The organism is Microbulbifer sp. ABF4_143, from assembly GCF_056160225.1.
The window spans coordinates 14,199-39,367 of sequence record NZ_JBSWWT010000028.1 but is presented as its reverse complement, the minus strand read 5'-3'; the positions used below and the strand labels follow the sequence as shown (position 1 = coordinate 39,367).

The window sequence follows — 25,169 nt, the reverse complement described above, 5'->3', positions numbered from 1 at the left end:
TTTTTGGGTGTCCCTTCTCGTCCTCTTTTTGTTTGTTTTTTTGCTTTTCCCCCCCCCCCCCCCCATTCCCGCAGAGCCCACCCGGCAGCAGTGCCTTCGCATTGTGCTTTCATGGGCCTCAACGGAGGGAGGCGCAGGGAAACATCAGCTCCGGCGGTGAAGAAGCCGAGAGTTTATCGCATCCACAAAAGGCGCAGCGGTGGCCGTCTGGCAAATATTTACCGATCAGGTTTTTTGCCGGACGGCCACCGCTGCGCCTGCCTTCTTACAGCGTGCCGTACAGAAGCGGGCCACGAGCCGAGCCGGAACTCCCAGCCTATACGTCGAGGTAGTCGAGAATACCCTCAGCGGCCTGACGGCCCTCCCAGATCGCGGTGACGACCAGGTCCGAGCCGCGCACCATATCGCCGCCGGCGAAGACCTTTTCGTTGCTGGTCTGGAACTTGAAGCGCTGCTGCTCCGGCGCGACCACGCCGCCCCAGTCGGCGACCTCGATATCGTGGTCCGCCAGCCACTCCGGCGGGCTGGGGCGGAAGCCGAAGGCCACCAGCACTATATCCGCCGGAATCACCTCCTCGGAGCCGGGCACCACCTGCGGGCGGCGGCGGCCGTTTTCGTCCGGCTCGCCCAGTTGCGTGGTCACCACCTTGACGCCGGTCACGCCGCCGTCTTTACCGCCGCCGACGATCTCCACCGGCTGGCGGTTGAACAGGAAGCGCACCCCCTCCTCCTTCGCGTTGGCCACCTCGCGGCGGGAGCCGGGCATATTCTCCTCATCGCGGCGGTAGGCGCAGGTCACGCTCTTCGCGCCCAGGCGGATGGAGCTGCGGTTGCAGTCCATGGCGGTATCGCCGCCGCCGAGCACCACCACGCGCTTGCCCTCGACGGAGATAAACGCCTCCGGATTCTTCTCCCAGCCCATATTGCGGTTCACGTTCGCCACCAAAAACGGCAGCGCATCGTGCACGCCGGGCAGGTCCTCTCCGGGGAAGCCGCCCTTCATGTAGTTGTAGGTGCCCATGCCCATAAACACCGCGTCGTAGTCGCGCAGCAACTCCTCGAAGCTGATGTCTTTGCCGACCTCGGTGTTAAGGCAGAACTCGATACCCATCTCGCTGAACACTTGGCGGCGGCGCTGCATGACCGACTTTTCCAGCTTGAACTCCGGGATGCCGAAGGTGATCAGGCCGCCGATTTCCGGATACTTGTCGAACACCACCGGCTGCACACCGTTGCGCACCAGCACGTCGGCGCAGCCGAGACCGGCGGGACCGGCGCCGATCACCGCGACGCGCTTGTCGGTCTTCTGCACATGGGACAGGTCCGGGCGCCAGCCGAGGGCGAAGGCGGTGTCGGTGATGTACTTCTCCGCGCTTCCGATGGTCACCGCGCCGAAGCCGTCGTTCAGGGTGCAGGCGCCCTCGCACAGGCGGTCCTGCGGGCAGACGCGACCACACACCTCAGGCAGGGTATTGGTCTGGTGGCAGAGCTCCGCCGCCTCCATGATGTTGCCGTCGGTCACCAACTTCAGCCAGTTGGGGATATAGTTGTGCACCGGGCAGCCGGTCTCGCAGTAGGGGTTGCCGCAGTCCAGGCAGCGGTGCGCCTGGCTCGCGACCTGGCGCTCGCTGAACGGCTGGTAGATCTCCACGAACTCGTTGGTGCGGGTGATGATGTCCTTCTTCGGCGGGTCGCTGCGGGCCACGTCGATAAACTGGAAATCGTTGCTCAGTCTCTCTTTCATTCCATCCACCCTTTCTTATTCGCCACGCTTGCGCACATCGGACAGCAGGCCGGCCAGACTCGCCGCCTTGGGCTTCACCAGCCAGAAGCGGCTCAGGTAGTCATCGAAGTTGTCCAGCAACTCGGCGCCCCAGTCGCTGCCGGTCTCGGCGACATACTCCTCGATCACCTCGCGCAGGTGGCTCTGGTGCGGCTCCAGGGTCTCGCTGCTGATGCGGCGCAGCTCGATCAGCTCGTGGTTGCACTTGTCGAAGAAGTTGCGCTCCAGGTCCAGTACATAGGCGAAGCCGCCGGTCATGCCGGCGCCGAAGTTGTAGCCGGTGTCGCCGAGCACCGCGACCATGCCGCCGGTCATATATTCGCAGCAGTGGTCGCCGGCGCCCTCGACGACCGCGAAGGCGCCGGAGTTGCGCACCGCGAAGCGCTCGCCGGCGCGGCCGGCGGCGAACAGCTTGCCGCCGGTGGCACCGTACAGGCAGGTGTTGCCGATAATGCTGGTCTCATTGGAGGCGAAGGCGCTGCCCGCCGGCGGGCGTATCACCAGCTTGCCGCCGGCCATGCCCTTGCCCACATAGTCGTTGGCGTCGCCCTCCAGGTACATCTCCAGGCCGCCGGCGTTCCAGACGCCGAAGGACTGGCCGGCGACCCCCTTCAGGTGCAGCTTCACCGGCGCATCCGCCATGCCCTGGTTGCCGTGGCGTCTGGCGATCTCGCCGGACAGGCGCGCCCCTATGGATCTGTCGCAGTTGGTGACCCTGTAGCTGTATTCGCCGCCGGACAGCGTCTCGATGGCCGGCAGTATCTCCGCCACCATGCGCTCCGCCAGCTCGCCCTTGTCCCAGGGCTCGTTCTTCGGCAGGCGGCAGGTCTGCGGCTTGCTGTCCAGAAGCTCATCGGTGTGCAGCAGCGGCGACAGGTCCAACTTCTTCTGTTTGTCGGTCTCGCCGTCGAGGGCGCGCAGCAGGTCGACGCGCCCCACCAACTCCTCGATGGTGCGGATACCCAGGCACGCCATCCACTCGCGGGTCTCCTCGGCGACGAACTTGAAGAAGTTCATCGCCATCTCGACGGTGCCGATATAGTGCTCGTCGCGCAGGTCTTTGTTCTGGGTCGCGACGCCGGTGGCGCAGTTGTTCAGGTGGCAGATGCGCAGGTATTTGCACCCCAGCGCCACCATCGGCGCCGTGCCGAAGCCGAAGCTCTCGGCACCGAGGATGGCCGCCTTGACCACGTCCAGGCCGCTCTTCAGGCCACCGTCGGTCTGCACCCGCACCTTGTCGCGCAGGTCGTTGGCGCGCAGCGTCTGGTGGGTTTCGGCCAGGCCCAGCTCCCAGGGGGAACCGGCGTAGCGGATCGACGTGATCGGGCTGGCGGCGGTGCCGCCGTCGTAGCCGGAAATCGTGATCAGGTCCGCGTAGGCCTTGGCCACGCCGGCGGCGATGGTGCCGACACCGGGGCGCGATACCAGCTTCACCGATACCAGCGCATCCGGGTTGACCTGCTTCAGGTCGTAGATCAGCTGCGCCAGGTCCTCGATCGAATAGATATCGTGGTGCGGCGGCGGAGAAATCAACGTCACGCCGGGTACCGAGTAGCGCAGCCGCGCGATCAGGTCGTTGACCTTGCCGCCGGGCAGCTGGCCGCCCTCGCCGGGCTTGGCGCCCTGGGCGATCTTGATCTGCAGTACCTCTGCGTTGACCAGATAGTGGGGCGTCACGCCGAAGCGGCCGGAGGCCACCTGTTTGATCTTGGACACCTTGTCGGTGCCGAAGCGCGCCGGGTCCTCGCCGCCCTCGCCGCTGTTGGAGCGGCCGCCGAGGCGGTTCATCGCCTGGGCCAGGGACTCGTGGGCCTCCGGCGACAGGGCGCCTAAGGACATGGCGGCGGAGTCGAAGCGGCGCAGGATATGCTCCGCCGGCTCCACCTCGTCGAGCGGAATCGGCTCCAGGCCCTCCTTGAAATCCAGCAGGTCACGCAGCGTCGCCACCGTGCGCTTGTTCACCAGCTCGGCGTAGTCGCGCCAGGCGGCATAGTCGCCGCTCTTCACCGCCTGTTGCAGCGTCTTGACCACGTCCGGGTTGAAGGCGTGGTACTCCTGGCCCCAGACGAACTTGTGCAGGCCGCCCGGGGATACCGGCTTGCGCGGCTTCCACGCCAGCCTGGCGCGCGCGGCCATATCCGCCTGCAGCTCGGCAAAGCCGGCGCCCTGGATGCGCGTCGGCGCGCCGGGGAAGCAGAGGTCCACCACCTCCCGGTCCAGGCCCACCAGTTCGAACAGCAGCGCGCCGCGGTAGGAGGCCACGGTGGAGATACCCATCTTGGAGAGGATTTTCAGCAGCCCTTTGATGATGCCGTTGCGATAGTTCTTCTGCGCCTCGGCCGCGTCCAGCAGCAGCTCGCCGGTGTCGATCAGGTGGTTGATGATGCTGTAGGAGAAATAGGGGTGCACCGCGGTGGCGCCGACGCCGACCAGACAGGCCAGCTGGTGCGCGTCGCGGGCACTGGCGGTGTCCACCACCACGTTGGAGTCGCAGCGCAGGCCGGCGTGTACCAGATGGTGGTGCACCGCGCCTGTGGCCAGCAGCGCGTCTATCGGCAGCCGGTCCGCGCGTATCTCGCGGTCGGACAGCACGACGATCACGGTGCCATTGCGCACCGCGGCCTCGACGTCGGCGCAGAGTTTCTCGATCGCGCTTTTGAGATCCAGCTGCGCCGGATCGTAGTTCAGGTCGAAGATCTTGGCCTCGAAGCCGGGCCTGTCCAGCTCCAGCAGCGCCGTGTACTTCATGTGCGACAGCACCGGCGACGACAGGATGACACGGTCCGCGTGCTCCGGCGTCTCCTCGAAAACCGACTTCTCGCGGCCGAGGCAGGTCTCCAGGGACATGACCACCGTCTCCCGCAGCGGGTCTATCGGCGGGTTGGTGACCTGGGCGAACTGCTGGCGGAAGTAGTCGTACAGGGAGCGGTTGTGGCGCGACAGCACCGCCATCGGCGTGTCATCGCCCATGGAGCCCACCGCCTCCTGGCCGGCCTCGGCCATCGGGCGCACGACATTGTTGCGCTCCTCCAGCGACGAGTTGAACAGCTTCTGGTAGACCTTGAACTGCTCCAGGGAGAAGTTGTTGTCCACCGGCGCCGTGACCAGCGTCGAGCGGATGCGCCTGGCCTTCTCCTTCAGCCAGCGCTTGTAGGGCTGGGAGCGCTTGAGAATATTGTCGATATCCGCGGTGTGCAGCAGCTTGCCCTCGCGGGTATCCACCGACAGCATCTGCCCCGGGCCCAGGCGGCCCTTGGCCACCACGTCCTCGGGCGCATAGTCGTAGACGCCGATTTCCGACGCGACGGTGATCACGTCGTCCTTGGTGATAACCCAGCGCGACGGACGCAGGCCGTTGCGGTCCAGCGTGCAGACGGCGTAGCGGCCGTCGGTCATCACCAGGCCGGCGGGGCCGTCCCAGGGCTCCATATGCATGGAGATATATTCGTAGAAGGCGCGCAGATCGGAATCCATACCCTCGACGTTCTGCCAGGCCGGCGGCACCAGCATGCGCACCGCGCGGTGCAGCTCCATGCCGCCGGCGAGCAGCATCTCCAGCATATTGTCGAGGCTGGAGGAGTCTGAGCCCTCGCGGTTCACCAGCGGCGCCAGCTCCGCCAGCTCCGGGATAAGCTCGGTGGAGAACTTCGGCGTGCGCGCCACCGACCAGTTGCGGTTGCCGGTGATGGTGTTGATCTCGCCGTTGTGGGCCAGCAGGCGGAACGGCTGCGCCAGCGGCCAGCGCGGCATGGTGTTGGTGGAGAAACGCTGGTGGAAGACGCAGATGGCGGTCTCGAGGCGCGGGTCGGCCAGTTCCGGGAAGAACTTCGGCAGGTCCGCCGGGATCATCAGGCCCTTGTAGGACAGCACGCCGGTGGACAGGCTGGCGATATAGACGCCCTCGCCCAGCTGCTGCTCGGCCCGGCGGCGGGCGACGTAGAGGCGCGCGGTGAACTGCGCCTCGCCGAGGGGCTCGTCGGCGTCGTTGATCAGCAGGTGCTCGAAGCGCGGCAGGGACTCCCGCGCAATCGGGCCCAGGCACTCGGGGTTGGTGGGCACCGGGCGCCAGCCGGCCACTTTGAGTCCCTGGGCCTCGAGTTCGCGCGCGAGAATTTCGCGCGCCGCCTGCGCCTCGGTGTCGTCCAGCGGCAGCATAATGGCGCCCACCGCGTAGGCATCGGTCAGTTCGGCGCCGCAGACATCGCGGGCCTCGGCGCGCAGAAAGGCATCGGGCTTCTGCAGCAGCAGGCCGCAGCCGTCGCCGGTCTTGCCGTCGGCGGCGATACCGCCGCGGTGCGTCATACAGGTCAGGGATTCGATGGCGGTCTGCACCAGCTTGTGGCTGGTCTCGCCCTTTAAATGCGCGATCAGGCCAAAACCGCAGTTGTCCTTGAACTCATCCAACCGATACAGACCGCTACCCATAGAATTCCTCATCGTTATCGTTGGGGGAAACTCCGCCGCCGGCCAGCGGCCGCGCGGGCTGGGCCGCAAGGCGCGCCGGGCGCTTTGCGGTACCCCAGACAAAAAAAGCCCGCTGGCGGGGCTTTTTTATTGTTGGCTTTTTCCCTTCGGTTTTTCCGAGGGGGCGCGCAATATTACTGGCGAACCCCTGGAAATGCAAGAATTGGCAGATTTATATTCTGCCTGAATGACGAAAAACCGATTTATCTCCTTTTTGCGATCGGCACTGTCAAACAATCCTCAGTTGCGGTCGGTTTGCGGGCTGCCCGTCACACCGCGCCGCACTTCTTGAGCGCGTCGACCAGCAGTTCTTTCGGCGTGTCGTCGACTATCTGCGCGTCGCCGAGGGATCGCAGCAGCACCAGGCGCAGGCGGCCGTCCAGCACCTTCTTGTCCACCGCCATGGCGTCGAGGAATTCCGCCACCGCCATGCCGTCCGGGGCCGCCCGGGGCAATCGCACCTCGGCTAACAGCGCGCGGATACGCCGCACCAGCTCCGCGTCGATACTGCCGCGCAGGTGCGACAGCTCCGCCGCCATCACCATACCCGCCGCCACCGCCTCGCCGTGCAGCCAGTTGCCATAGCCCTGCACCGCCTCTATCGCGTGGCCGAAGGTGTGGCCAAAGTTCAGTATGGCGCGGCGGCCCGACTCCCGCTCGTCCTCGGCCACCACCGCGGCCTTGTCGCGGCAGCAGCGATCCACCGCGTAGGCCAGCGCCTTGGGGTCCCGCGCCAGCAGGCGCGGCATATTGACCTCGAGCCAGTCGAAGAAGGGCGCGTCGCAGATCAGGCCGTACTTGATGACCTCGGCGAGTCCGGCGGCCAGTTCGCGCTCCGGCAGCGTCTGCAGGGTATCCATGTCGGCGAGCACCAACCGGGGCTGGTAGAAGGCGCCGATCATATTCTTGCCCAGCGGGTGGTTGACGCCCGTCTTGCCGCCCACCGATGAGTCCACTTGGGCCAGCAGCGTCGTCGGGATCTGCACGAAGTCGACACCGCGCTGGTAGCAGGCGGCCGCGAAGCCGGTCATATCGCCGATGACGCCGCCGCCGAGGGCGATCAGCGTGGTACTGCGGTTGTGGCGCCGCTCCAGCAGCCGATCGAAGATACGGTTGACCGTGTCGAGTGTCTTGAAGGCCTCCCCGTCCGGCAGCTCGACCACATCGACTCTGTCGAAATCCGACAGCCCGCCGAGCAGCCGCTCCAGATACAGGGGCGCGACCGTCTCGTTGGTCACCACGCAGACCTGCCTGCCGCGGATATAGGGGAGTAGATGTTGCGGGTCGCCCAACAGTTGCGAACCTATGACGATGGGGTAGCTGCGCTCTCCCAGTTCCACATTCAGGCAGTGCATCGCGCCCTCCTTACTGGCCTGTGTTCACTTCCGCTCTCGCGGGCAGAAGCGCACTTTAGCACAGAGAAGAGGGGGGATTAGCGGGCGGCGGTGTCCCGGGCGAGGCGCTCGGCCACCAACAGCGCGGCCTGCTTGGGCGTGCAGTGGTCCGTATCGCAGACGATATCCGCCACTTCGCGGTACAGGGGGTCGCGCTCTTCCAGCAGCTCGACGATGCGCGCGCGCGGATCGGCCACCTGCAACAGCGGGCGGTTGGTGTTTTTCGAGGTGCGCTCCAGCAGCTGTTCGACACTCGCCTGCAGGTAGACCACCAGGCCGTGCTTTTTCAGCTGCTGGCGGTTTTCCGCCAGCAGCACTATGCCGCCGCCGGTCGCAACCACCTGGGTAGGCCCCCGGCAGAGATCGCGCAGCACTTCGCTCTCGCGGCGGCGGAAGCCCGCCTCGCCCTCAACGTCGAAGATCCACGGAATATCGGCGCCGGTGCGCTCTTCCAGCACCTTGTCGGAATCGGCAAAAGGCAGCTGCAGCTCAGCCGCCAGCAACTTGCCGATGGTGGACTTGCCGGCCCCCATGGGGCCGACAAGGAAGATGGAGCGGTTGATCACTTAGAATAAAAGATATCGTCTTCCATGATGCGCGGGGTGATAAACATCAGCAGCTCGCGCTTGTCGTCGTTGCGGATGGTTTTCTTGAACAGGTTGCCGATATAGGGAAGATCGCCCAACAGCGGAACCTTGGTCTCGCCCTCGAGCACATTGCTCTCGAAAATGCCGCCCAGCACTATGGTCTCGCCGTTGCGCACCAGCACCTTGGTCTGCAGAGCGTTGACGTTGATGGACGGCACAGAACCACCCGTCGCCAGATCGGTAAACAGCTCACCGACGCTGTTCTGCTCGATATTCAGCGCCATGATAATGTTGTTGTCCGGCGTGATCTGCGGAATCACGTTCAGCTCCAGCACCGCCTCGCGGAAGGTCACCGACGCGGCCCCGGACGAGGTGGCCTCCAGATACGGGATCTCGACACCGGACTGGATGGTGGCCTCCTGCTTGTCGCCGGTCACGACCTTGGGCTGGGACACGATTTCCGCCTTGCCCACGTCCTCGAGCGCGGACAGCTCCAGGCCCAGGTACAGGTTATCCTTCAGAATCGCATAGGCGACGCTGCCGGCACGTTCGGCCAATCCCAGATCGACCAGCAGCGGATCGTGCGCGCTGATCGGGGAAGAGACACTGGGAACCGTGCCGTTGCCGATCACACTAGAGCTGTTCTGGCCGCCGGAGCCGATACCTATCTTGTCGTCGTCGATCTGGTGACTCTCGGTATAGTTCCACTGCACGCCGAACTCCCGCGCAAAGTCGGTATTGGCGTTGACGATACGCGCCTCGATCATGACCTGGCGGATCGGAATATCGATCGCGTCGATCAGCTCGCGGAACTGGGCGATCTTCTCCTCGGTATCGGTCAGGATAATGGTATTGGTGCGCTCGTCGACGATGGCGCTGCCGCGCGCGGACAGTATGCTGCGCTGATTGGCGTCCTCGCGGCCGCCGGCAAAGTTGCCCTGGCCGGCGCCACCGCCGCCCTGGCGGCCGGAGAAGAGGGTAAACAGCTCGCGCGCGTCCGCGTAGCGCACGTGGATATACTCGGTGCGCAGCGGCGCCAGCTCTTCCAGTTGTTTGCGGGTCTCCAGCTCCTGGCGCTCGCGCTCGGCGATCTCCGCCGCCGGCGCCACCATGATCACATTGCCCTCCTGGCGCTTGTCCAGGCCCTTGGCCTTCAGAATCAGCTCCAGCGCCTGATCCCAGGGCACGCCGTCGAGACGCAGGGTGATACGGCCCTGCACCGTGTCACTGGCAACCAAGTTGAGGTCGGTGAAGTCCGCGATCAGCTGCAGCACCGAGCGCACCTCGATATCCTGGAAGTTCAGCGACAGCTTCTCACCGCTGAACTGGAATTCCTTCTGCTTCTCGCGCACCTCCGCCACCGTCAGCGGCTTCACGCTCAGCACATACTCGTTGTCGGCCTGGTAGGCCAGGTAGTCGTAGTCGGTACCTACGGGATCCACCGCGATGACGGTGTTGCGACCGTCGTAATCGACGGTGATGGCCTTGACCGGGGTTGCGAAATCGGTGACATCCAGGCGCTGGCGCAGGGATTCCGGCAGGTCGGCGCCGAGGAAAGTCAGGAAGATCTTGCCCTTGGTGCGCTCGACATCGATATTCACCGCCGGGTCGGTCAGGCTGACGATCACCTTGCCCTCACCCGCCTCACCGCGACGGAAATCCACATTGCTGACCGCCACATTGCCGGAGGCGCGAAACTGCTTCTGGCCGCCGAGATTCAGGCCTTCGTCGTGCCCGCCTTTTACCGGCGCGGCGGCCACGGTTGCGGTGGTGGCAGAATCGGCGCCTATCTCCAGCACCACCTGGTTGCCCTGGCGCTCGCTGGTGTACACGGGCAGCTGATCCAGGTTCACAATCAGACGGGTGCGGTCCTCGCTGGAGACGACTACGGCGCTGCGCGCACCGCCAATTCCCAGGGAGTATTTCTTCTGCGGCAGAACACTCTCCACACCGGCGAAATCCATCACGATGCGCGCCGGCTGTTCGATGGTATAGCCGGTCGGCTCCGGCGGCACGTCGCTGAAGGTCAGGCGCAGCTGGACTCGGCTGCCGGGCAGCTCCGAAAACTGGATGTCGTTGAGCTGATTGGCCTGCGCCAACACCAACGCGGGCGCACCTGAAAAAATCAGCGTCAGACCCAGCAACAGAACCCGAAAGGGAGCCATTACTTTGGCGAGTTGCTTGTTGATCATTATCGGTTGTCCTTCTCTTCCAAAGTCAGCGCCCGCGGCCGCTCAATCCAGCCACCAGTGCCATCCGGTACGATTTCCAAAACATCGATCTGAGCGGTGGAGGCGTTGACCACCCGCCCGTGATTTTTGCCCAGGTAATTGCCGACGGTGATGCGGTGAATACCGCCCTCACCGTCGTCGATCAGCGCCCACAGCTGGCCTCCGCGGGACAGGGTGCCGACCATGGACAGCGCATCGAAGTTGAAACTCTCCAGCAGCTCGCGCTGGCGGTTCAGGTCGGGCGCCACGTCCAGCCTGCGCCCCACCAGGCGCTGATCCGCCTCCAGCACCGGGCGCGTAAACGGGCTGCGGCTTGCCGCCGCGCTGTAGACATAGGGGCTGTAAGGCGTGAATGTGGGGATCGGCTCTATCTGCCCCTTGGGCTTGTGCTTGACCGCCGCCATCTTCTGGCGCAGATCGCTGTGACTGCCGTCGATACTGCAACCGGCCGCGGCCAACAGGGCGGTGAGCAGAGCTAAATATCTGATCATCCCTCTTCCCCCTGGTCCTTGTAGCGATAGGTCTTGGCGTTGATCACCATACTGAGCAGCGCGCCGCCCTCTTTGCCGGTCTTGATATCAAAATCGTGCAGCGTGACGATACGCGGCATACCGGCGATACCGCTGACGAAAGCACCGAACTCGTGGTAGCCGCCCTTCACCTCGATGCGAATCGGCAACTCCACATAGAACTCGCCAACCTGCTCGTTCTCCAGCGCCACCTTCTGGATGGTCAGGCCGCTGCCGCGCCCGTACTCGTCGATATCCTCCAGCAGACCGGGGACTTCGGTGTCCTTGGGCAGCTGCTTCAAAAGCGCGCCGAACGTCTCCTCCATCTCCGCCAGCTGCTCGCGGTAGGCGTCCAGGTTGGCGGCCTCGAAGGACTTGCGCTCGAACTGTGTAAACAGCTCCTTTTCCTGGTTGGCAGCGAATTCCAGCTCCCGGTAGCGGTCGCTGATCATAAAGTAGTAGGCGCCGCCGATAAGAACCGCGGCGATTGCGATCAGCAGCGCGACGCGCCCGGCCAGCGGCCAGACACCCACCCGCGAGAAATCGATATCGTTGATATCGAGCTCGTTCAGCTTCTTGAGCGTATCCTCCAGTGCCATGGTCAGGACCCTTTAATTACCCGCGTCTGCGTGTTCTTCATTTTCTTTTTTTCGCCCGCTGGCATTGACCGTCATCACGAAGGCGCTGGCCTGCTCCCCGAACTCGGGCCTGGCCGTCACGCCGGTGAGGTTGGGCGAGTCGTACCAGTCGGACTGGTCCAGGTTGCGCATAAAAGATGAGACGCGGTTGTTGGACTCCGCCACACCGGAAATCTCCACGGTTCTGCCGTTGCGCTTCAGGCTCGTCAGCCACAGGCCCTCCGGCGTTGCGCGCACCATTTCGTCGAAATAGCGCACCGCCAGCGGCCGGTTGCCCTGCAACTCCTGAATCACGCGCATACGGTCGATCAGCTCCTGGCGGCGCTTTTTCAGATCTTTGATTTCCCGCACCTGTTTATTGAGCGCGGTGATCTCCGTCTGCAGTATCTGATTGCGCTCTTTCTGGCTGGCGATCTGGCCGTCGACGGCCTTCATCCACAGAAAAGCGGAAAAGCCGGCGGCCATCACCACCAGCACCGCGATCTGCTGAAACTCCTTCTGTTTCTGTGCGCGGTATTCCTGGCGCCAGGGGAGCAGGTTGATCTTGGCCATCTCAGTACTCCTTCTCGCGCATCGCCAGACCGGCGGCAATCATCAGCGACGGCGCCTCGCTGGCCAGCGCCTGGCGGTTGACCCGCGACGCGACTGCCATATCGAGGAAGGGATTGGCCACCACCGTGGGCTTGTTCAGTTTCTGGCTGACCAGGTCGGCCAGGCCATCCATTGCCGCGACGCCGCCGCCGAGCAGTATGTAGTCGACATCGCTGTAAGAGGTGGACGAGTAGAAGAACTGCAGCGAGCGGGTGACCTGCTGCACCACCGCGTCGCGGAAGGGTTCCAGCACCTCCGGGTAGTAATCGTCCGGCAGGCCGCTGCCGCCCTGACGCTTGGCCAGGCCGGCCTCCTCGGCGGACAGGCCGTAGCGGCGCTGAATCTCATCGGTCAGCTGGCGGCCGCCGAACAGCTGCTCGCGGGTATAGACGGTCTTGCCGTCCACCAGCACCGACAGCGCAGTCATGGTCGCGCCGATATCGACGACCGCCACCACCAGCTGCTCCTGGGGCGGAAACTGGCGTTCGAGCAGCGTGTAGGCGCGCTCAATCGCATAGGCCTCGACGTCCACGACGCCGGCCTGCAGCTCGGCCTCCTCTAGGGCCGAGACCCGCTGCTCGACATTCTCGCTGCGGCAGGCCGCCAGCAGCACCTCGACCTGGCCCTCGCCCTTGTCGGACGGCCCCTGCACCTCGAAATCCAGGTTCACTTCGTCCAGCGGATACGGGATGTACTGATCCGCCTCCAGCGCTATCTGCGCTTCCAGGGCGTCCTCGGACAGGTCGGCGGGCAGCTCCAGAGTCTTGGTGATGACCGCCGAGCCGGATACGGCCACCGCCGCCTCGCGCAGGCGCGTCTTGGAGCGGCGCACCACCTTGCGGATGGCCTCCGCGGTAGCGCCTATGTCGTTGATATTCTTGTCCACAACCGCATTCGGGGGCAGGGGCTCCACCGCGTAACATTCGACCCGGTATTTATCGCCATTGCGACTTAGCTCCAGCAACTTGACCGCAGTGGAGCTAATATCGAGTCCCAGCATGGCCTTTGGGCCTTTGTTCAGAAAAGGGAGCATCCCCATTTTTCTTATCTTTTCCGTGGGTTATGAAGGTTTGATGTTATAGCACTTTAAATTACAGCTGCAACCGGCATTTGCATAGGTAACAGCGCACAGAATTCGTATAATTATTCACCCGATCTTATAAAGACGTATACAGAAGCATTTCCATGACCGAAAAAGCCCGCAATCGCCTGCTCTCCCTGCTCTGGCTGGGCCTCGCCGGGGCAGCCGCCGCAGCCATGGCCTTTGCCAGCATCTACCTCTACCTGAAACCCGGCCTGCCGTCGGTGGAGAGCCTGCGCGATATCCGCCTGCAGACGCCACTGCGCGTCTACTCGCGGGACATGAAGCTGATCGGGGAGTTCGGCGAGAAGCGGCGCAATCCGATTACCATCGAGCAGACACCGGAACTGTTCATCAAGGCGGTACTCGCCGCCGAGGATGCGGGATTTTACTCCCATAACGGCGTTTCCATTAAAGGCTTAATGAGAGCCGCATCACAATTACTGCAAACCGGCTCCATTCAGTCCGGCGGCAGTACCCTGACCATGCAGGTCGCGCGCAACTTCTTCCTCAGCCGCGAACAGCGCTTCATCCGCAAGTTCAACGAGATTCTGCTGTCGCTGCAGATCGAGCGCGAACTCAGCAAGGACGAGATCCTCGAGCTGTACATCAACAAAATCTTTCTCGGCAACCGCGCCTACGGCTTCCAGGCCGCGGCCCAGGTCTACTACGGCCGCGATATCAGCGAGCTGAACCTGGCCCAGTGGGCCATGATGGCGGGCCTGCCGAAGGCGCCGTCCACCTTCAATCCGATTGCCAACCCGACCCGGGCCCTGGTGCGCCGCAACTGGATCCTGAAGCGCATGCTGGAGTTGGGCTATATCGACCAGGACGACTACAAAAACTCCATCACCGCACCGGTCACCGCCAGCTACCACGGCCGCGACCTGGATCTGGACGCGCCCTATATCGCCGAAATGGCGCGCAAGGAGGCGGTGGAGCTGTTCGGAGACAGCGCCTATACCGACGGCTACCAGATTATCACCACCGTCGACAGCCGCCTGCAGGAGGCCGCGCGCCGGGCCCTGCAACACGGCCTCGAGACCTACGACGCCCGCCACGGCTACCGCGGCCCGGAACAGCGCCTGGAGCCCGAGCTGCTGCAGGACAGTGACCAGCTGGTGGACCTGCTCAACGAGATACCGGTACTCGGCGGCCTGGAGCCGGCGGTGGTCACCGCGGTGGAGCCGCAGCGGCTGCAGGTGCAGCTGCGCGACCGGCGCGTGGTGGAGATTCCGTGGCAGAACGGACTCGACTCCATCCGCCCCTATATTTCCGAAAACGCGCGCGGACCGCGTATCAAGTCCGCCGAGGAGATGTTCGCGCCCGGCGACGTGGTGCGCCTGCGCCGCGTGGAGGTGACTGCACCGGCAGCGGAAGAGCTGGCCGCAAGCGGCGTCGAGCCTGCCGCGGATCCCTTCGCCGACCCCGGCGAGCAGGCGGCGCCCACCGAGGCGGAGCCGCAGGTGCGCGAGGAGTGGCACCTGGCACAGGTGCCCGCGGCCCAGGGCGCGCTGGTATCCCTGGCCCCGGAGGACGGCGCCATCCGCGCCCTGGTGGGCGGCTACGACTTCCGCCAGAGCCACTTCAACCGGGTCACCCAGGCCGCGCGCCAGCCGGGCTCCAACTTCAAGCCGTTCATCTACGCCTCGGCGATCGAGAAGGGCTACACTGCGGCCAGCGTGATCAACGACGCGCCCATCATCTTCGAGGAGACCAACCTGCAGGATGTGTGGCGCCCGGAGAACGACGGCGGGACCTTCCTCGGCCCGACGCGCCTGCGCACCGCGCTGTACCGCTCGCGCAATATGGTCTCCATCCGCCTGCTACAGGCCCTGGGTATCGACTACGCCCTGGACTTCGTCGAGCGCTTCGGCTTCGAGCGCAGCAAGCTGGCCCGCAACCTGACCATCGCCCTCGGCAGCTCGGCGCTGACACCGCTGGAGATGGCGCGCGGCTACGCGGCCTTTGCCAACGGCGGCTACCGGGTCGAGCCCTACCTGGTGGACAGGGTGCTGGATGTGAACGGCGAAGTCGTCTACCAGGCCCTGCCACTGACCGTGTGCCACAACTGCCCCGAGCCGGGCGCCGAGCCCGTCTCCGACGAGCCGCTCGATCTGGCCGAGCTGCAGATGGAGGCCGACGCGCTGGAGCCCGGCGAGGAGCCGATAGAGCTGCGCACCCTGTCGGTGGGGCCGCTCGATCAAACCGGCGATCAAGCGCGCCCGCGCGCACCCAGAGCCATATCGCCGCAGACCGCCTATATCATGGACTCCATCTTGAAGGATGTGATCAAAAAGGGCACCGGGCGCAAAGCCCTGGTCATGAAACGCGGCGACATCGCCGGCAAGACAGGCACCACCAATGGTCCCCGCGACGCCTGGTTCTCCGGCTACAGCCCCCATCTGGCCACCAGTGCCTGGGTCGGGTTCGACTCCAACGGCGAACTGGGCAAGAACGAATACGGCGGCTCTGCCGCCCTGCCGATCTGGATCGACTTTATGAGCACCGCACTCGAAGGGCTACCGGAGCGCCACCTGCCGCAGCCGGACGATATAGTGACAGTGCGCATAGATCCGCGCACCGGCCTGCGCACGGCCCGCGGCGGCATGTTCGAGATATTCCGCGCAGACAGAGTACCCGGCCGCGGAACCTACGGCGCCTACCGGCCCGCCTATTCCGACGACAGCGGCGATACCCCCGGCGATGAACAGCCTCCCGCCCCGCTGCCGGAAGAGCTGTTCTGATCGGCGAATCTACACAACGAAAAACGGGGCCAGACGGCCCCGTTTTTTTACCCCGCCGCGGCGACCGCAGGGGCTGACTCAGTGACTGCTGCGGTATTCGAGACAGGCGCGCTCCAATGCCGGCAGATCCGGTATCACCGCCTCTTCGCCGGACAGCGCCACGTGCATCAGCTCGCCCTGGTGGCAATCCTGCTCGCGTCTCGCCAGTTCGTCCGCGGTGACGCGCACCAGGCGCGGGGTGCCCTGCAGGACCAGGGCGAAGAACGGCAGATCTCCGCTCGGATTGCCGCTGCTCAAAACTGCAATACGGCCGCTGTCGCTGGCGGCGGCCAGCGGCTGGCCGCGCATCACCTCAAAAGACAGCAGCGGCAGGCGCTGTTCGCGCCAGTTGAGTTCCCCCAGATACCAGGGCGGCGCGTCGTAAGCGGCCACCGGTGTCTGCATCGCGATCACCTCGGACAGGGTGTCCACCGGCACCAGCAACTGGCCGTCCGCCAGCGGCAGCAGCAGGCTGCTGACTTCCTGGGGAACATCCACCGGCAGTGCTTCAACTTCGCTCATCGCCAATCTCTTCTCTGTCTATCGGTGCGGCTGCCCTATTGAAAACCCCTAGCCACTGACGACGGCGTCGCCGGTGTATTCGCGGATGGTCGCCAGCAGCACCTCTTCCTGATAGGGCTTGCCCAGGTAGTGGTTCACGCCCAGGGACAGGGCGTGATCGCGGTGTTTCTTGCCGGTGCGCGAGGTGATCATCACGATCGGAATATCCCGCAGACGACTGCTGGAGCGGATGTGGCGCGCCACCTCGAAGCCGTCCATACGCGGCATCTCGATATCCAGCAGGATCACATCGGGAATCGTATCCTGCAGCTGGATGACCGCATCCTGGCCGTCTTTGGCCGTCGTGACCAGGTAACCCTCCCGCTCCAGGAAGCGCGTGGTCACCTTGCGCACGGTCACCGAGTCGTCCACGACCATGACCCGCTGTTGGCGCTCCTGCGGCGCCGGTTCCGGCCGGCGCTCCTGCAACGCCGGCATCTCCGGGCGCGCCAACTGCGCGGCCTGGCGGCGCAGCAGCGCGTGGGCGTCGAGAATCACCACCACGGTGCCGTCACCGGTCACGGTGGCTCCGGAAACCCCCTGCACGCCGGCGAACTGCGGCCCGAGGCTCTTCACAACGATTTCGCGGCTGCCCATGATCGCGTCCACCTGCAGCGCCATCGCGTGGCCCTCGGAGCGCACCAGCAGCACCGGCAGCTGCATATCCTCGACACTCAGCTTGGGCCGGGCGCCGGACTGCAACAGGGTGCCGAAATAGCTCACCTGGTAGGGTTCGCCGGCATACTCGAAGCGGGCGTCCTCGGAGCGGTAGTAGTGCTCCAGCTCGAAGGGGCTCAGGCGCACTATGCCCTCGATGGTGTTCAGCGGCAGCGCAAAGATGTCTTCGCCGATCTTCACCATCAGCGCGCGGTTCACAGACACGGTGAACGGCAGGCGCACCACGAACTCGGTGCCGATACCGGCCTTCGAGTTGATATGTACCGAGCCGCCGATCTGTTTGATCTCCGCGGAAACCACGTCCATGCCCACTCCGCGGCCGGAGATCTGCGTGACCTTATCCGCGGTACTGAAACCCGCCTGCAGGATGAACTGCAGAATCTCGTTGTTGGAAAGCTCGGCGTCCGGGCGCATCAGGCCGCTTTCCACCGCCTTCTCGCGCACTTTTATCAGGTTGATACCGGCGCCGTCGTCGCTGATGGTGAGCACCACCTCGCTGCCCTCGCGCGCCAGGGCCACGGAGATGCGCCCGCGCTCCGGCTTGCCGGCGGCGACCCGTTCGGCGGGCATCTCGATACCGTGGTCCACCGCGTTGCGCAACATATGTTCCAGCGGCGCCACCATGCGTTCGAGCATGGATCTGTCCAATTCCCCCTCGACGTTGGAGAACACCAGGTCCACCTGCTTGCCCAGTTCGGCGCTCACCTGGCGCACGATGCGGCGCAGGCGCGGCACCAGGCGCGAGAAGGGCACCATGCGGCTGCGCATCAGGCCCTCCTGCAGCTCGGTGTTGACCCGCGACTGCTGCAGCAGCAGCGTCTCGGTATCCCGCGCCTTGTTGCCGAGGGTAGCGCGCAGCTCCATCAGGTCCGAGGTGGATTCCAGCAGGGAGCGGGACAACTGCTGGATGGACGAGTAGCGGTCCATCTCCAGCGGGTCGAAGTCGCCGTCCTGTTCCGCCAGCTGTTCCTGGCGGAAGAGTATCTGTGCCTCTGTCTCCATATCCAGGCGGCGCAGCTGTTCATTGAGGCGCTGCAGGGTGGAGTCCATCTCGTCCAGCGCCAGGCCGAACTCGCTTACCTGTTCTTCCAGGCGGCCGCGGGAAATCGCGGTTTCTCCGGCGAGGTTTACCAGTTCCTCCAGCAGTTCCGCCGCGACGCGCACCATTTCCTGCGGCTGGTTTCGCGGCGAGGCGCCGGACTCGCGCTCGCTGACTCCCTTTTTCTTGCGGATAAACGGCAGCACGTTGCTCGCCGCATCCTCGGCCGGTGCCGCCACCTCGGGCAACTGCGCAGCCGGCTCTACCGGCGCCTGCTGCGCCCCTTCCGACGGTGTCTGCGCACTCCCCTCCGCGACGGCCGCCCCGGCAGGCTCGACATCCACCGCCGGCAGATCGCCGGGCCCCGCATCCGCGGGAACCTCACCCGCCGGGCTCGCATCCTGTGCCGGCAGCTCGTCGGCCCAGTGGGTCGACAGCAGCTGCGCGAATTCCTGCAGTTGATCGCCCGCCATCCAGGCGCGCACCGTTTCGACGCCGGCGGCGATGCGGTCGTAGATTCCGTGGGCATCGGCAAAGAAGGCCGCAGACGGCCCGGCGCTGCCCTGCATCCCCTCGATGACCGTTTCGAAACGGTGTGCCACTTCGCCGAGCCCCATCAGGCCGGCCATGCGCGCACCGCCCTTGAAGGTGTGCAGCACCCGCTTCAGCGCCTCCGCGTGGCTCAGCTCCGCCGGCGCCTGCTCCCAGGTCTGGATCAGCTCCTCGAGCTCGTCGACCAGGTCGCCGGCCTCCTCCATAAACACATCGACCACATCCGGGTCGATTTCCGCGAGCAGTTTTTGCAGCTCTCCGTCGGCGGGCGCGGCGCTGTCGGCCGCCACCTGCGGCGCCTCGGCAACGGGCGCGGCCGGCTGTTCGACCCACTCGGCCGCGAGGTCTTCGGTGGCTTCCGCCGCCGGCGCTTCGATTTCTTCCGCCACAGGCGCTTCGATTTCTTCCGCCGCGGGCGCTTCGATCTCGCCGGCCGCCTCGACTGCGGCGTTCTCGGCGACCGGCGCCTGCTCCATGTTCAGCAGGTCGTCGAAGCTCAATTCGCCGAAATCCGCGCTCTCGGTGTCGTCGCGCCGCGTCGGCTCCGGTGTTTCGAGCGCGGCTTCACTCGCGGCCAGCTCGGCGCTGTCGATCCCCAGCTCGGACAGGTCGTAGTCGTCTTCGGCGGCCGGGGCGCTGTCGTCCTGCGCCAGATAGCGCAGCGCCTCACCGACGGCTTCGCTGACTTCCGGCAGATCCTGCGCCGCGGCGACAGCGTCAACCAGATCCAGCAGTTCGTTGTGGCCCTGCTCCAGGGCCGCCCACAGCGCCGGCTCCTCCTCGAGGCGGCCGTCGATGACCTTGCGGTAGACGTCCAGCAGCAGCTGTGCCAGTTCGGCCAGAGTCGGCAGCTGCGCGCGGCTCGCCGCCTCCCGCAGCACATCCAGTTCCTCCGCGACCGGCGTCAGCAGCGACTTGTCGCCGGGGCGGGCGCGCCACTGGTTCAGCATCTGATCGGCGTCCAGCAGCACCCTCATGCCGTCCGCCATAATCACCGCGAGCAGTTGCGGATCCACCGCTTTGGGCTCGTTGGCCTCGCGCTCGCGGATCAGGTGGCCGACGGCGCGCTCCTGCAGCTCGGCCACGCGGGCGAGGAACTGCTCCGATTTTTCGACGACCAGCGGCTCGCCGGTGCGGATCTGCTCCAGTACGCCGCGCACATAGTCGGCGCCGTCGGCGATCAGATCGAAGATATCTGCGTCAATCGCCACCTGGTAGGTGCGCAGCTCCTTGGCGAAGCGCTCCAGCGGCGCCACCAGCTGCGCGACCACCGTCACCTCCGCCATATGCGCCGAGCCCTTCAGGGTGTGCAGTGCCCGGTGCAGCGGATCGGACGGCACACCGTAGAGGGGCGCCGCCGCGCGCATATCGGCGAGGAACTCGTCCACCACGGCCAGATGGGTCTCCGCCTCCTGGGCGAAGATCTCCCACAGCTGATCCCTGTCCTCGGCGCTCTCGGGCTCGTCGCTCGGCGCCGGGGGCTGTGTCACCGGCGCCGCGGCGGCCGATTCCCGCTGCAACTCCGCCGGCACCTCGCCGCGGGACAGCTGCTGGGCCCAGGCCTCCAGCTGCGCGGTGCGCCCGGGATCCGGATCGCCACTGCCGCGGCGGAAGCCGTCGATCATCGAGGGCAGCTTGTTGCGCACCTGCTCCACCAGCTCCACGTGGGCGCGGCTCGGTTTGACCGTGTCGTCGAGCACCCGGTTGAGCATGTTCTCCACCGCCCAAGCCAGCTCGCCGATCTCCAGCGCCTCGACCATGCGCCCGGACCCCTTGAGGGTGTGGAAGCCGCGGCGGAATTCCACCAGCGCGTCGCGGTTGGAGAAGTTGGCGGCCCACTGCGGGAAGTAGTGGCCGATGGTCTCGAGAACCTCCGCGGCCTCTTCGAGGAAAATCTCGACGATCTCATCGTCGATCAGGCTGTCGTCCTCGGCCAGATCCGCGGCCGGTGCCGACTCCTCCTCAACCGCGGGCTCGTCTGTCACCGGCGCCTGGGCGGGCGCGGTGTCTATTTCGTCGGGCTGGCTGTCCGCGGCAATCTCCTCGTCCGCGGCCTGCGGTTCGCCGGCGGCGGTGAACCAGCTGTCCTCATCGCCGAGAACGGCGGGCTCCTCCCCGGCGGGTGCGGGCGCCGCGGTATCTTCCGCCGCCTCAAGGGTGAAAGCGTCCAACACGGCGGCCTCTTCCGCCGCGCTGTCTTGCGCTTCCGCAGGGGGTTCGGCCGCGGAAACCTCGCTCTCGTCGGTGACAGCGAAGCCGAGGGTGGCGACACTGTCTTCCGCCAGTGCCAGCAGCATGTCCGCGTCTTCGATACCGTCGGCGCGGCGCTCCAGGTAGTACTCGACGCTGGTAATCGCATCGGCCAGGGTGTCGAGCAGTTTCCACTCCGGCTGTTCGACGGCATCGATCAGCTGCTCGGAGATATAGCGCCGACAGGCGCTGACAATTTCACCCGCGCGCTTGTAGCCGACCATATCCAGGCCGCCGCAGACCTCCTGCAGCCGCTCCGGCACCCGGTTCAGGTAACTGATATCCCAGTGGCTGGCGATATACTCCACCACCGCTTCCTTGACCGCCTCGAGGCCGAGGCGGGCTTCGCGCAGCACCGTGTCGGTGGCATCGCCCATCAGGGGCTGATCGCTGTCCGCATTCTTGTTGCGCGCCACCACCGCGACCAGGGCCGAGTCGAGCTGCACCAGCTCGCCGGCGGCGCGCATCAGCAATTCATCGACATCTTCTTCGCCGCGAGAACCCTCACCTCCTCGCGAGGCGTCGCGCAGGCATTCGTAGATACCCCGCGCGCGGCTGCGCTGGTTTTCGAGACCCAGCACGCCGAGGGTATCCGCCACGCGCTTGGCCACCGCGGCCGTGTCCGACAGCGGCGGCCGTTCGGCGCCGGCGATGCCGGGCTCAAGCGCCTCGCGCACGGTCTGCAGCTCTTCGCGCAGTGCCGCCACCGCAGTGCCGAGCGCGTCTGGGCCCATCGCCAGCGCGTCCTCGGTATCCGGGCGCGGCGTGCCGGGCACGGCCCTATCCAGTGCGTAAGCGCGGTACAGCGCTTGGCAGCGCGGGCCATTGGGGCCGGCCAAGTAGATATAGAACAGCAGGTTGCGCACCAGGTCGCGGTCCAGACGCGCATCCAGCACCTTGGCACCGCGCCCCTGCAACAGGCGGAACTCCACATCGATACGGCGCAGCAGCTGGCGCAGCGCCGGCATCACGCTGATGCGGTGCTCGCCGATGGCCTCGAAGAGGCCGAGCATTATTTGCCACAGTGCTTGACGCGGACTGCCGCTGTACAGCAGCGACATCTTCTCGGTCACCTTGACCAGATAGGCGAGGCTCTCACCACTGTTGACGTCGCGGATCAGGGAGGCGGCAGCGACGTGGTACATCTTGCGCAGCTTGCCCACCAGTTCCTGCAGCTTGGCATTGTCATTGACGATGGGCTGGCGCTTGCCACCGGCGCTTTCGAGCGGGGACAGGTCCGGGGAGAAAAGTGCCCCCTCGGTGATCAGACGCTCGCGACGCACCGCGCGCAGGTCGTTCAACAGGGGCAACAGCAGCACCGCGTTGTCGCGGCGCTGGAAGGCGACTTTTTCCAGATACAGCGGCAGCTCGAGCAGGGCGCGCATCAGGAACTCGCGCGTCTCGTCACTGTTTTCCACTTCACCGCCGGCCAGGGCCTGTACCAGCTGCTCCATTTCCTCGGCGAGCATGGCCGCCCCGGTCAGCTCGGCCATATGCAGGCTGCCGTGCACCTGGTGGATCAGCTCCAGGCAGCTTTTCAGCGGAGCCTGGTCGGCACTGGAATCAGAGGCGAAAGCCTCCAGCAGCTGGCGCGCCTGCGCCAGTGTCTCGTTGATTTCACCCGTCAGCCAGTCCAGGGCCAGGAAGTTCGGATTGTCGTGACTCACGCCAAGTCCTCAGTAATTCATTCTGTACGCCGACGCCATGCCCCGGGTGCAAGCCGCAGCCCGCAGTGCTCCGAAAGCAATTCCGTGCGCCTTTTTTACGCCCGGCCCAAAATATGGGGCGGCCGGACGTAAACCTTGTTCGCAGATCAGGCCAGGGCCCGGTCTTCGCGCTCCTCGGCAGTTTCGGCACTCTCGTCATCCAGCAGCGAGAAGTCCTCTTCACCCACTTCCGGGAGTTCAACATCGTACAGATCGGAGGTCTCCTCGGTACTCTCTTCGCTCGGCAGTTTGAAGCCGGCGACGGATTCGCGCAGGGCGTTGGCGGTCTTGGCCAGGTTACCGATCGACTGGGCGGTGGCCTGGGTACCGGCGGAGGTCTGCGAGGTAATCTCCTGAATCACGTTCATCGTGTTGGAGATGTGGCCCGCGGAGGAGGCCTGCTGGCGGGCGGCGTTGGAGATGTTCTGAATCAACGCGGCCAGGTTGGTGGATACGCTTTCGATCTCTTCCAGCGCAACACCGGCGTCCTGCGCCAGGCGCGCACCGCGCACCACCTCGGTGGTGGTCTGCTCCATCGAGACAACCGCTTCGTTGGTATCGGACTGAATCGCCTTCACCAGGCCCTCGATCTGCTTGGTCGCGGCGGCGGAACGTTCCGCAAGGCGCTGAACTTCGTCCGCTACCACCGCAAAGCCGCGGCCCGCATCGCCGGCCATGCTCGCCTGGATGGCAGCGTTAAGGGCCAGAATGTTGGTCTGGTCGGCAATGTCGTTAATCAGGCTCACGATATCGCCGATCTCCTGGGAGGATTCACCCAGGCGCTTGATCCGCTTGGAGGTGTCCTGGATCTGCTCGCGGATGGTATCCATGCCCTTGATGGTGTTCTGTACCACCTTGGCGCCATTGCTCGCGATCTGTACCGAGCGCTCCGCCACCTGGGCGGACTCGGCGGCGTTCGCAGATACCTGGTCGATGGTCACGGCCATCTCGTTCACCGCCGCGGAGGCGCCGGCGATTTCCTGCGCCTGGTGCTCGGATGCCTCGGCCAGGTGCAGTGCGGTCTGCTGGGTTTCCTGGGACAGGGTCGACACTTCCTGGGCGGCACTGTTGATTCGCGACACCAGCACGCGCAGCTGGTCGATGGTGTAGTTGATGGAGTCCGCAATCGCGCCGGTGAAAGCCTCGGTCACCGTGGCGGTGGTGGTCAGGTCACCATCTGCCAGGTCGGCCAGCTCATCCAGCAGCTGCATAATCGCCTGCTGGTTGCGCTCGTTGGTCTCGGACTCCTCTTTCAGGCTGCGGCGGGTACCGGAGAAGGCCATGATCATCATGCCGAAGATCAGCATCACGAAAACGCCGGTGATGATCATGATGGTCTGGTTGTTCGGCTGGCGCTCGCCGGACAGGTTTACAATGCGGTCGTTCAGGCTGTTGAGGGATTCCAGCAGCTGCGGCGAGGAGGCGATGATGCCATCCGCCGCCTGACGGGTGGCGAACAGCGCCGGGGTGGCCTCGAAGATCTCGCGCACCGAGGAGCTCACAAACTCGAACAGTTCGGTAATCTCATCCAGGGACTGGCGCGCCTCTTCGTCGGTTACCCGGGAGATCCCCATCACCACGTCACCGCTCTTCATCCCCTCGACCACTTTACCGAACAGGCTGGCGTCGGTGTTGAACTGGTCCGCCGCGGCCTCAGCGTCTTCGCCGCCCTGCAGCATCTTGTCGATGTTCCGGCCGATACGCTCCGCGCGCCATACCTGCAGCTGCGCCTGCTCGACCTGGTTGGCCGGGGCGTTGTTGGCCAGCAGGATTTCCACGATGTTGTTGTGCTCCGCCTGCAGTTCCGGCAGCGAGTCGTTCAGGGTACTGGCCACATCGTTCAGGAAGATGATCGAATCCTTGTTGCCAATGATGGTGTCGGCCTGCTCGCGCACCTGCTGCCAGATCTGGCCGTAGGCGGACAGCTCGGAGGCCAGCGCGCGGCGGGTGCCGGCGTCGGCGCGCTGCAGCTGGCCCCAGGTGGAAGCCATCTGGCCGACGACCTTCTCCAGCTCGGCGAACGCCTCCTCGTCACCGGCGGTGGCCGCCGGGGCGTGGGACACCACCTGGTAGGAAAGTGCACGCAGTTCCGCAACCTGCTGCAGATACTCCTTATCTCGATCGCCCTGGGTCTGCACCAGGTAGATACTGACAATCAGCCCCGCCAGCGTGGCGAGTACCAGCAGACCCATAAACAACGCCGCCGGGTTACTGCGCAGCGCGGAAAAGGAACTCTGGGAGCCTGTTTTCATAATTTACTCCTGGCGGACCTGAACCTCAGGCCAATTCTTCTTATCACCACATTAATTAACGCTTTGC

Annotated in this window: 13 protein-coding genes; 1 reads left to right on the top strand and 12 read right to left on the bottom strand. The window is 65.1% G+C overall.

Annotation, left to right across the window (positions count from 1 at the left end):
- Positions 1–316 precede the first annotated feature (316 nt).
- From ACXAF3_RS16910 to ACXAF3_RS16870, 9 genes are all read right to left on the bottom strand, one after another.
- Complete coding sequence (locus ACXAF3_RS16910) at positions 317–1,744, bottom strand: FAD-dependent oxidoreductase (protein WP_475113472.1); 1,428 nt, start codon at positions 1,742–1,744, stop codon at positions 317–319.
- 15 nt (positions 1,745–1,759) lie between these two features.
- A complete protein-coding gene (gltB, locus tag ACXAF3_RS16905; RefSeq protein WP_475113471.1) occupies positions 1,760–6,208 on the bottom strand; it encodes a glutamate synthase large subunit in 4,449 nt (1,482 codons plus the stop codon).
- A gap of 308 nt (positions 6,209–6,516) precedes the next feature.
- Positions 6,517–7,602, bottom strand: coding sequence for a 3-dehydroquinate synthase (gene aroB, locus ACXAF3_RS16900; RefSeq protein ID WP_475113470.1), 1,086 nt, complete (start codon positions 7,600–7,602; stop codon positions 6,517–6,519).
- Between the two features lie 77 nt (positions 7,603–7,679).
- On the bottom strand, positions 7,680–8,207 hold the full coding sequence (aroK, locus tag ACXAF3_RS16895) for a shikimate kinase AroK (protein WP_475113469.1): 528 nt from the start codon (positions 8,205–8,207) through the stop codon (positions 7,680–7,682).
- Positions 8,204–10,420 carry a type IV pilus secretin PilQ gene (locus tag ACXAF3_RS16890; protein WP_475113468.1) on the bottom strand — a complete coding sequence of 739 codons (2,217 nt, stop codon included), beginning with the start codon at positions 10,418–10,420 and terminating at the stop codon, positions 8,204–8,206. The genes aroK and ACXAF3_RS16890 overlap by 4 nt, the downstream gene beginning before the upstream one ends.
- Entirely contained in the window at positions 10,420–10,950 is a 531-nt protein-coding gene (locus ACXAF3_RS16885; protein WP_475113467.1) for a pilus assembly protein PilP, read from the bottom strand. The genes ACXAF3_RS16890 and ACXAF3_RS16885 overlap by 1 nt, the downstream gene beginning before the upstream one ends.
- Complete coding sequence (locus ACXAF3_RS16880) at positions 10,947–11,567, bottom strand: type IV pilus inner membrane component PilO (RefSeq protein WP_475113466.1); 621 nt, start codon at positions 11,565–11,567, stop codon at positions 10,947–10,949. Before ACXAF3_RS16880 ends, ACXAF3_RS16885 begins: the two co-directional genes overlap by 4 nt.
- A 12-nt stretch (positions 11,568–11,579) precedes the next feature.
- Positions 11,580–12,158 (bottom strand): PilN domain-containing protein, encoded by a 579-nt coding sequence (locus tag ACXAF3_RS16875; protein ID WP_475113465.1) that lies wholly within the window; start codon positions 12,156–12,158, stop codon positions 11,580–11,582.
- Between the two features lies 1 nt (position 12,159).
- On the bottom strand, positions 12,160–13,236 hold the full coding sequence (locus tag ACXAF3_RS16870) for a pilus assembly protein PilM (RefSeq protein WP_475113464.1): 1,077 nt from the start codon (positions 13,234–13,236) through the stop codon (positions 12,160–12,162).
- 146 nt (positions 13,237–13,382) lie between these two features.
- Between ACXAF3_RS16870 and ACXAF3_RS16865 the strand changes: the two genes are divergently transcribed.
- The gene (locus ACXAF3_RS16865; RefSeq protein ID WP_475113463.1) at positions 13,383–16,025 is read left to right on the top strand and encodes a penicillin-binding protein 1A; all 2,643 of its coding nucleotides are present in this window, start codon (positions 13,383–13,385) and stop codon (positions 16,023–16,025) included.
- A 78-nt stretch (positions 16,026–16,103) separates the two neighbouring features.
- Here ACXAF3_RS16865 and ACXAF3_RS16860 read toward each other — a convergent pair whose 3' ends face one another.
- The 3 genes from ACXAF3_RS16860 to ACXAF3_RS16850 all read right to left on the bottom strand — a co-directional run bounded on the left by ACXAF3_RS16860 (position 16,104) and on the right by ACXAF3_RS16850 (position 25,102).
- Positions 16,104–16,586: a chemotaxis protein CheW gene (locus ACXAF3_RS16860; protein ID WP_475113462.1), complete on the bottom strand. Its 483-nt coding sequence runs from the start codon at positions 16,584–16,586 to the stop codon at positions 16,104–16,106.
- 48 nt (positions 16,587–16,634) lie between these two features.
- Positions 16,635–22,811: an Hpt domain-containing protein gene (locus tag ACXAF3_RS16855; RefSeq protein ID WP_475113461.1), complete on the bottom strand. Its 6,177-nt coding sequence runs from the start codon at positions 22,809–22,811 to the stop codon at positions 16,635–16,637.
- A gap of 146 nt (positions 22,812–22,957) precedes the next feature.
- The gene (locus ACXAF3_RS16850; RefSeq protein WP_475113460.1) at positions 22,958–25,102 is read right to left on the bottom strand and encodes a methyl-accepting chemotaxis protein; all 2,145 of its coding nucleotides are present in this window, start codon (positions 25,100–25,102) and stop codon (positions 22,958–22,960) included.
- Between the last annotated feature and the right edge of the window lie 67 nt (positions 25,103–25,169).

Coding starts and splice junctions, on each gene's coding strand:
- ACXAF3_RS16910 (WP_475113472.1), bottom strand. CDS start 1,744: ATGAAAGAGAGACTGAGCAACGATTTCCAGTTTATCGACGTGGCCCGC.
- gltB (WP_475113471.1), bottom strand. CDS start 6,208: ATGGGTAGCGGTCTGTATCGGTTGGATGAGTTCAAGGACAACTGCGGT.
- aroB (WP_475113470.1), bottom strand. CDS start 7,602: ATGCACTGCCTGAATGTGGAACTGGGAGAGCGCAGCTACCCCATCGTC.
- ACXAF3_RS16890 (WP_475113468.1), bottom strand. CDS start 10,420: ATGATCAACAAGCAACTCGCCAAAGTAATGGCTCCCTTTCGGGTTCTG.
- ACXAF3_RS16885 (WP_475113467.1), bottom strand. CDS start 10,950: ATGATCAGATATTTAGCTCTGCTCACCGCCCTGTTGGCCGCGGCCGGT.
- ACXAF3_RS16880 (WP_475113466.1), bottom strand. CDS start 11,567: ATGGCACTGGAGGATACGCTCAAGAAGCTGAACGAGCTCGATATCAAC.
- ACXAF3_RS16875 (WP_475113465.1), bottom strand. CDS start 12,158: ATGGCCAAGATCAACCTGCTCCCCTGGCGCCAGGAATACCGCGCACAG.
- ACXAF3_RS16870 (WP_475113464.1), bottom strand. CDS start 13,236: ATGGGGATGCTCCCTTTTCTGAACAAAGGCCCAAAGGCCATGCTGGGA.
- ACXAF3_RS16865 (WP_475113463.1), top strand. CDS start 13,383: ATGACCGAAAAAGCCCGCAATCGCCTGCTCTCCCTGCTCTGGCTGGGC.
- ACXAF3_RS16860 (WP_475113462.1), bottom strand. CDS start 16,586: ATGAGCGAAGTTGAAGCACTGCCGGTGGATGTTCCCCAGGAAGTCAGC.
- ACXAF3_RS16850 (WP_475113460.1), bottom strand. CDS start 25,102: ATGAAAACAGGCTCCCAGAGTTCCTTTTCCGCGCTGCGCAGTAACCCG.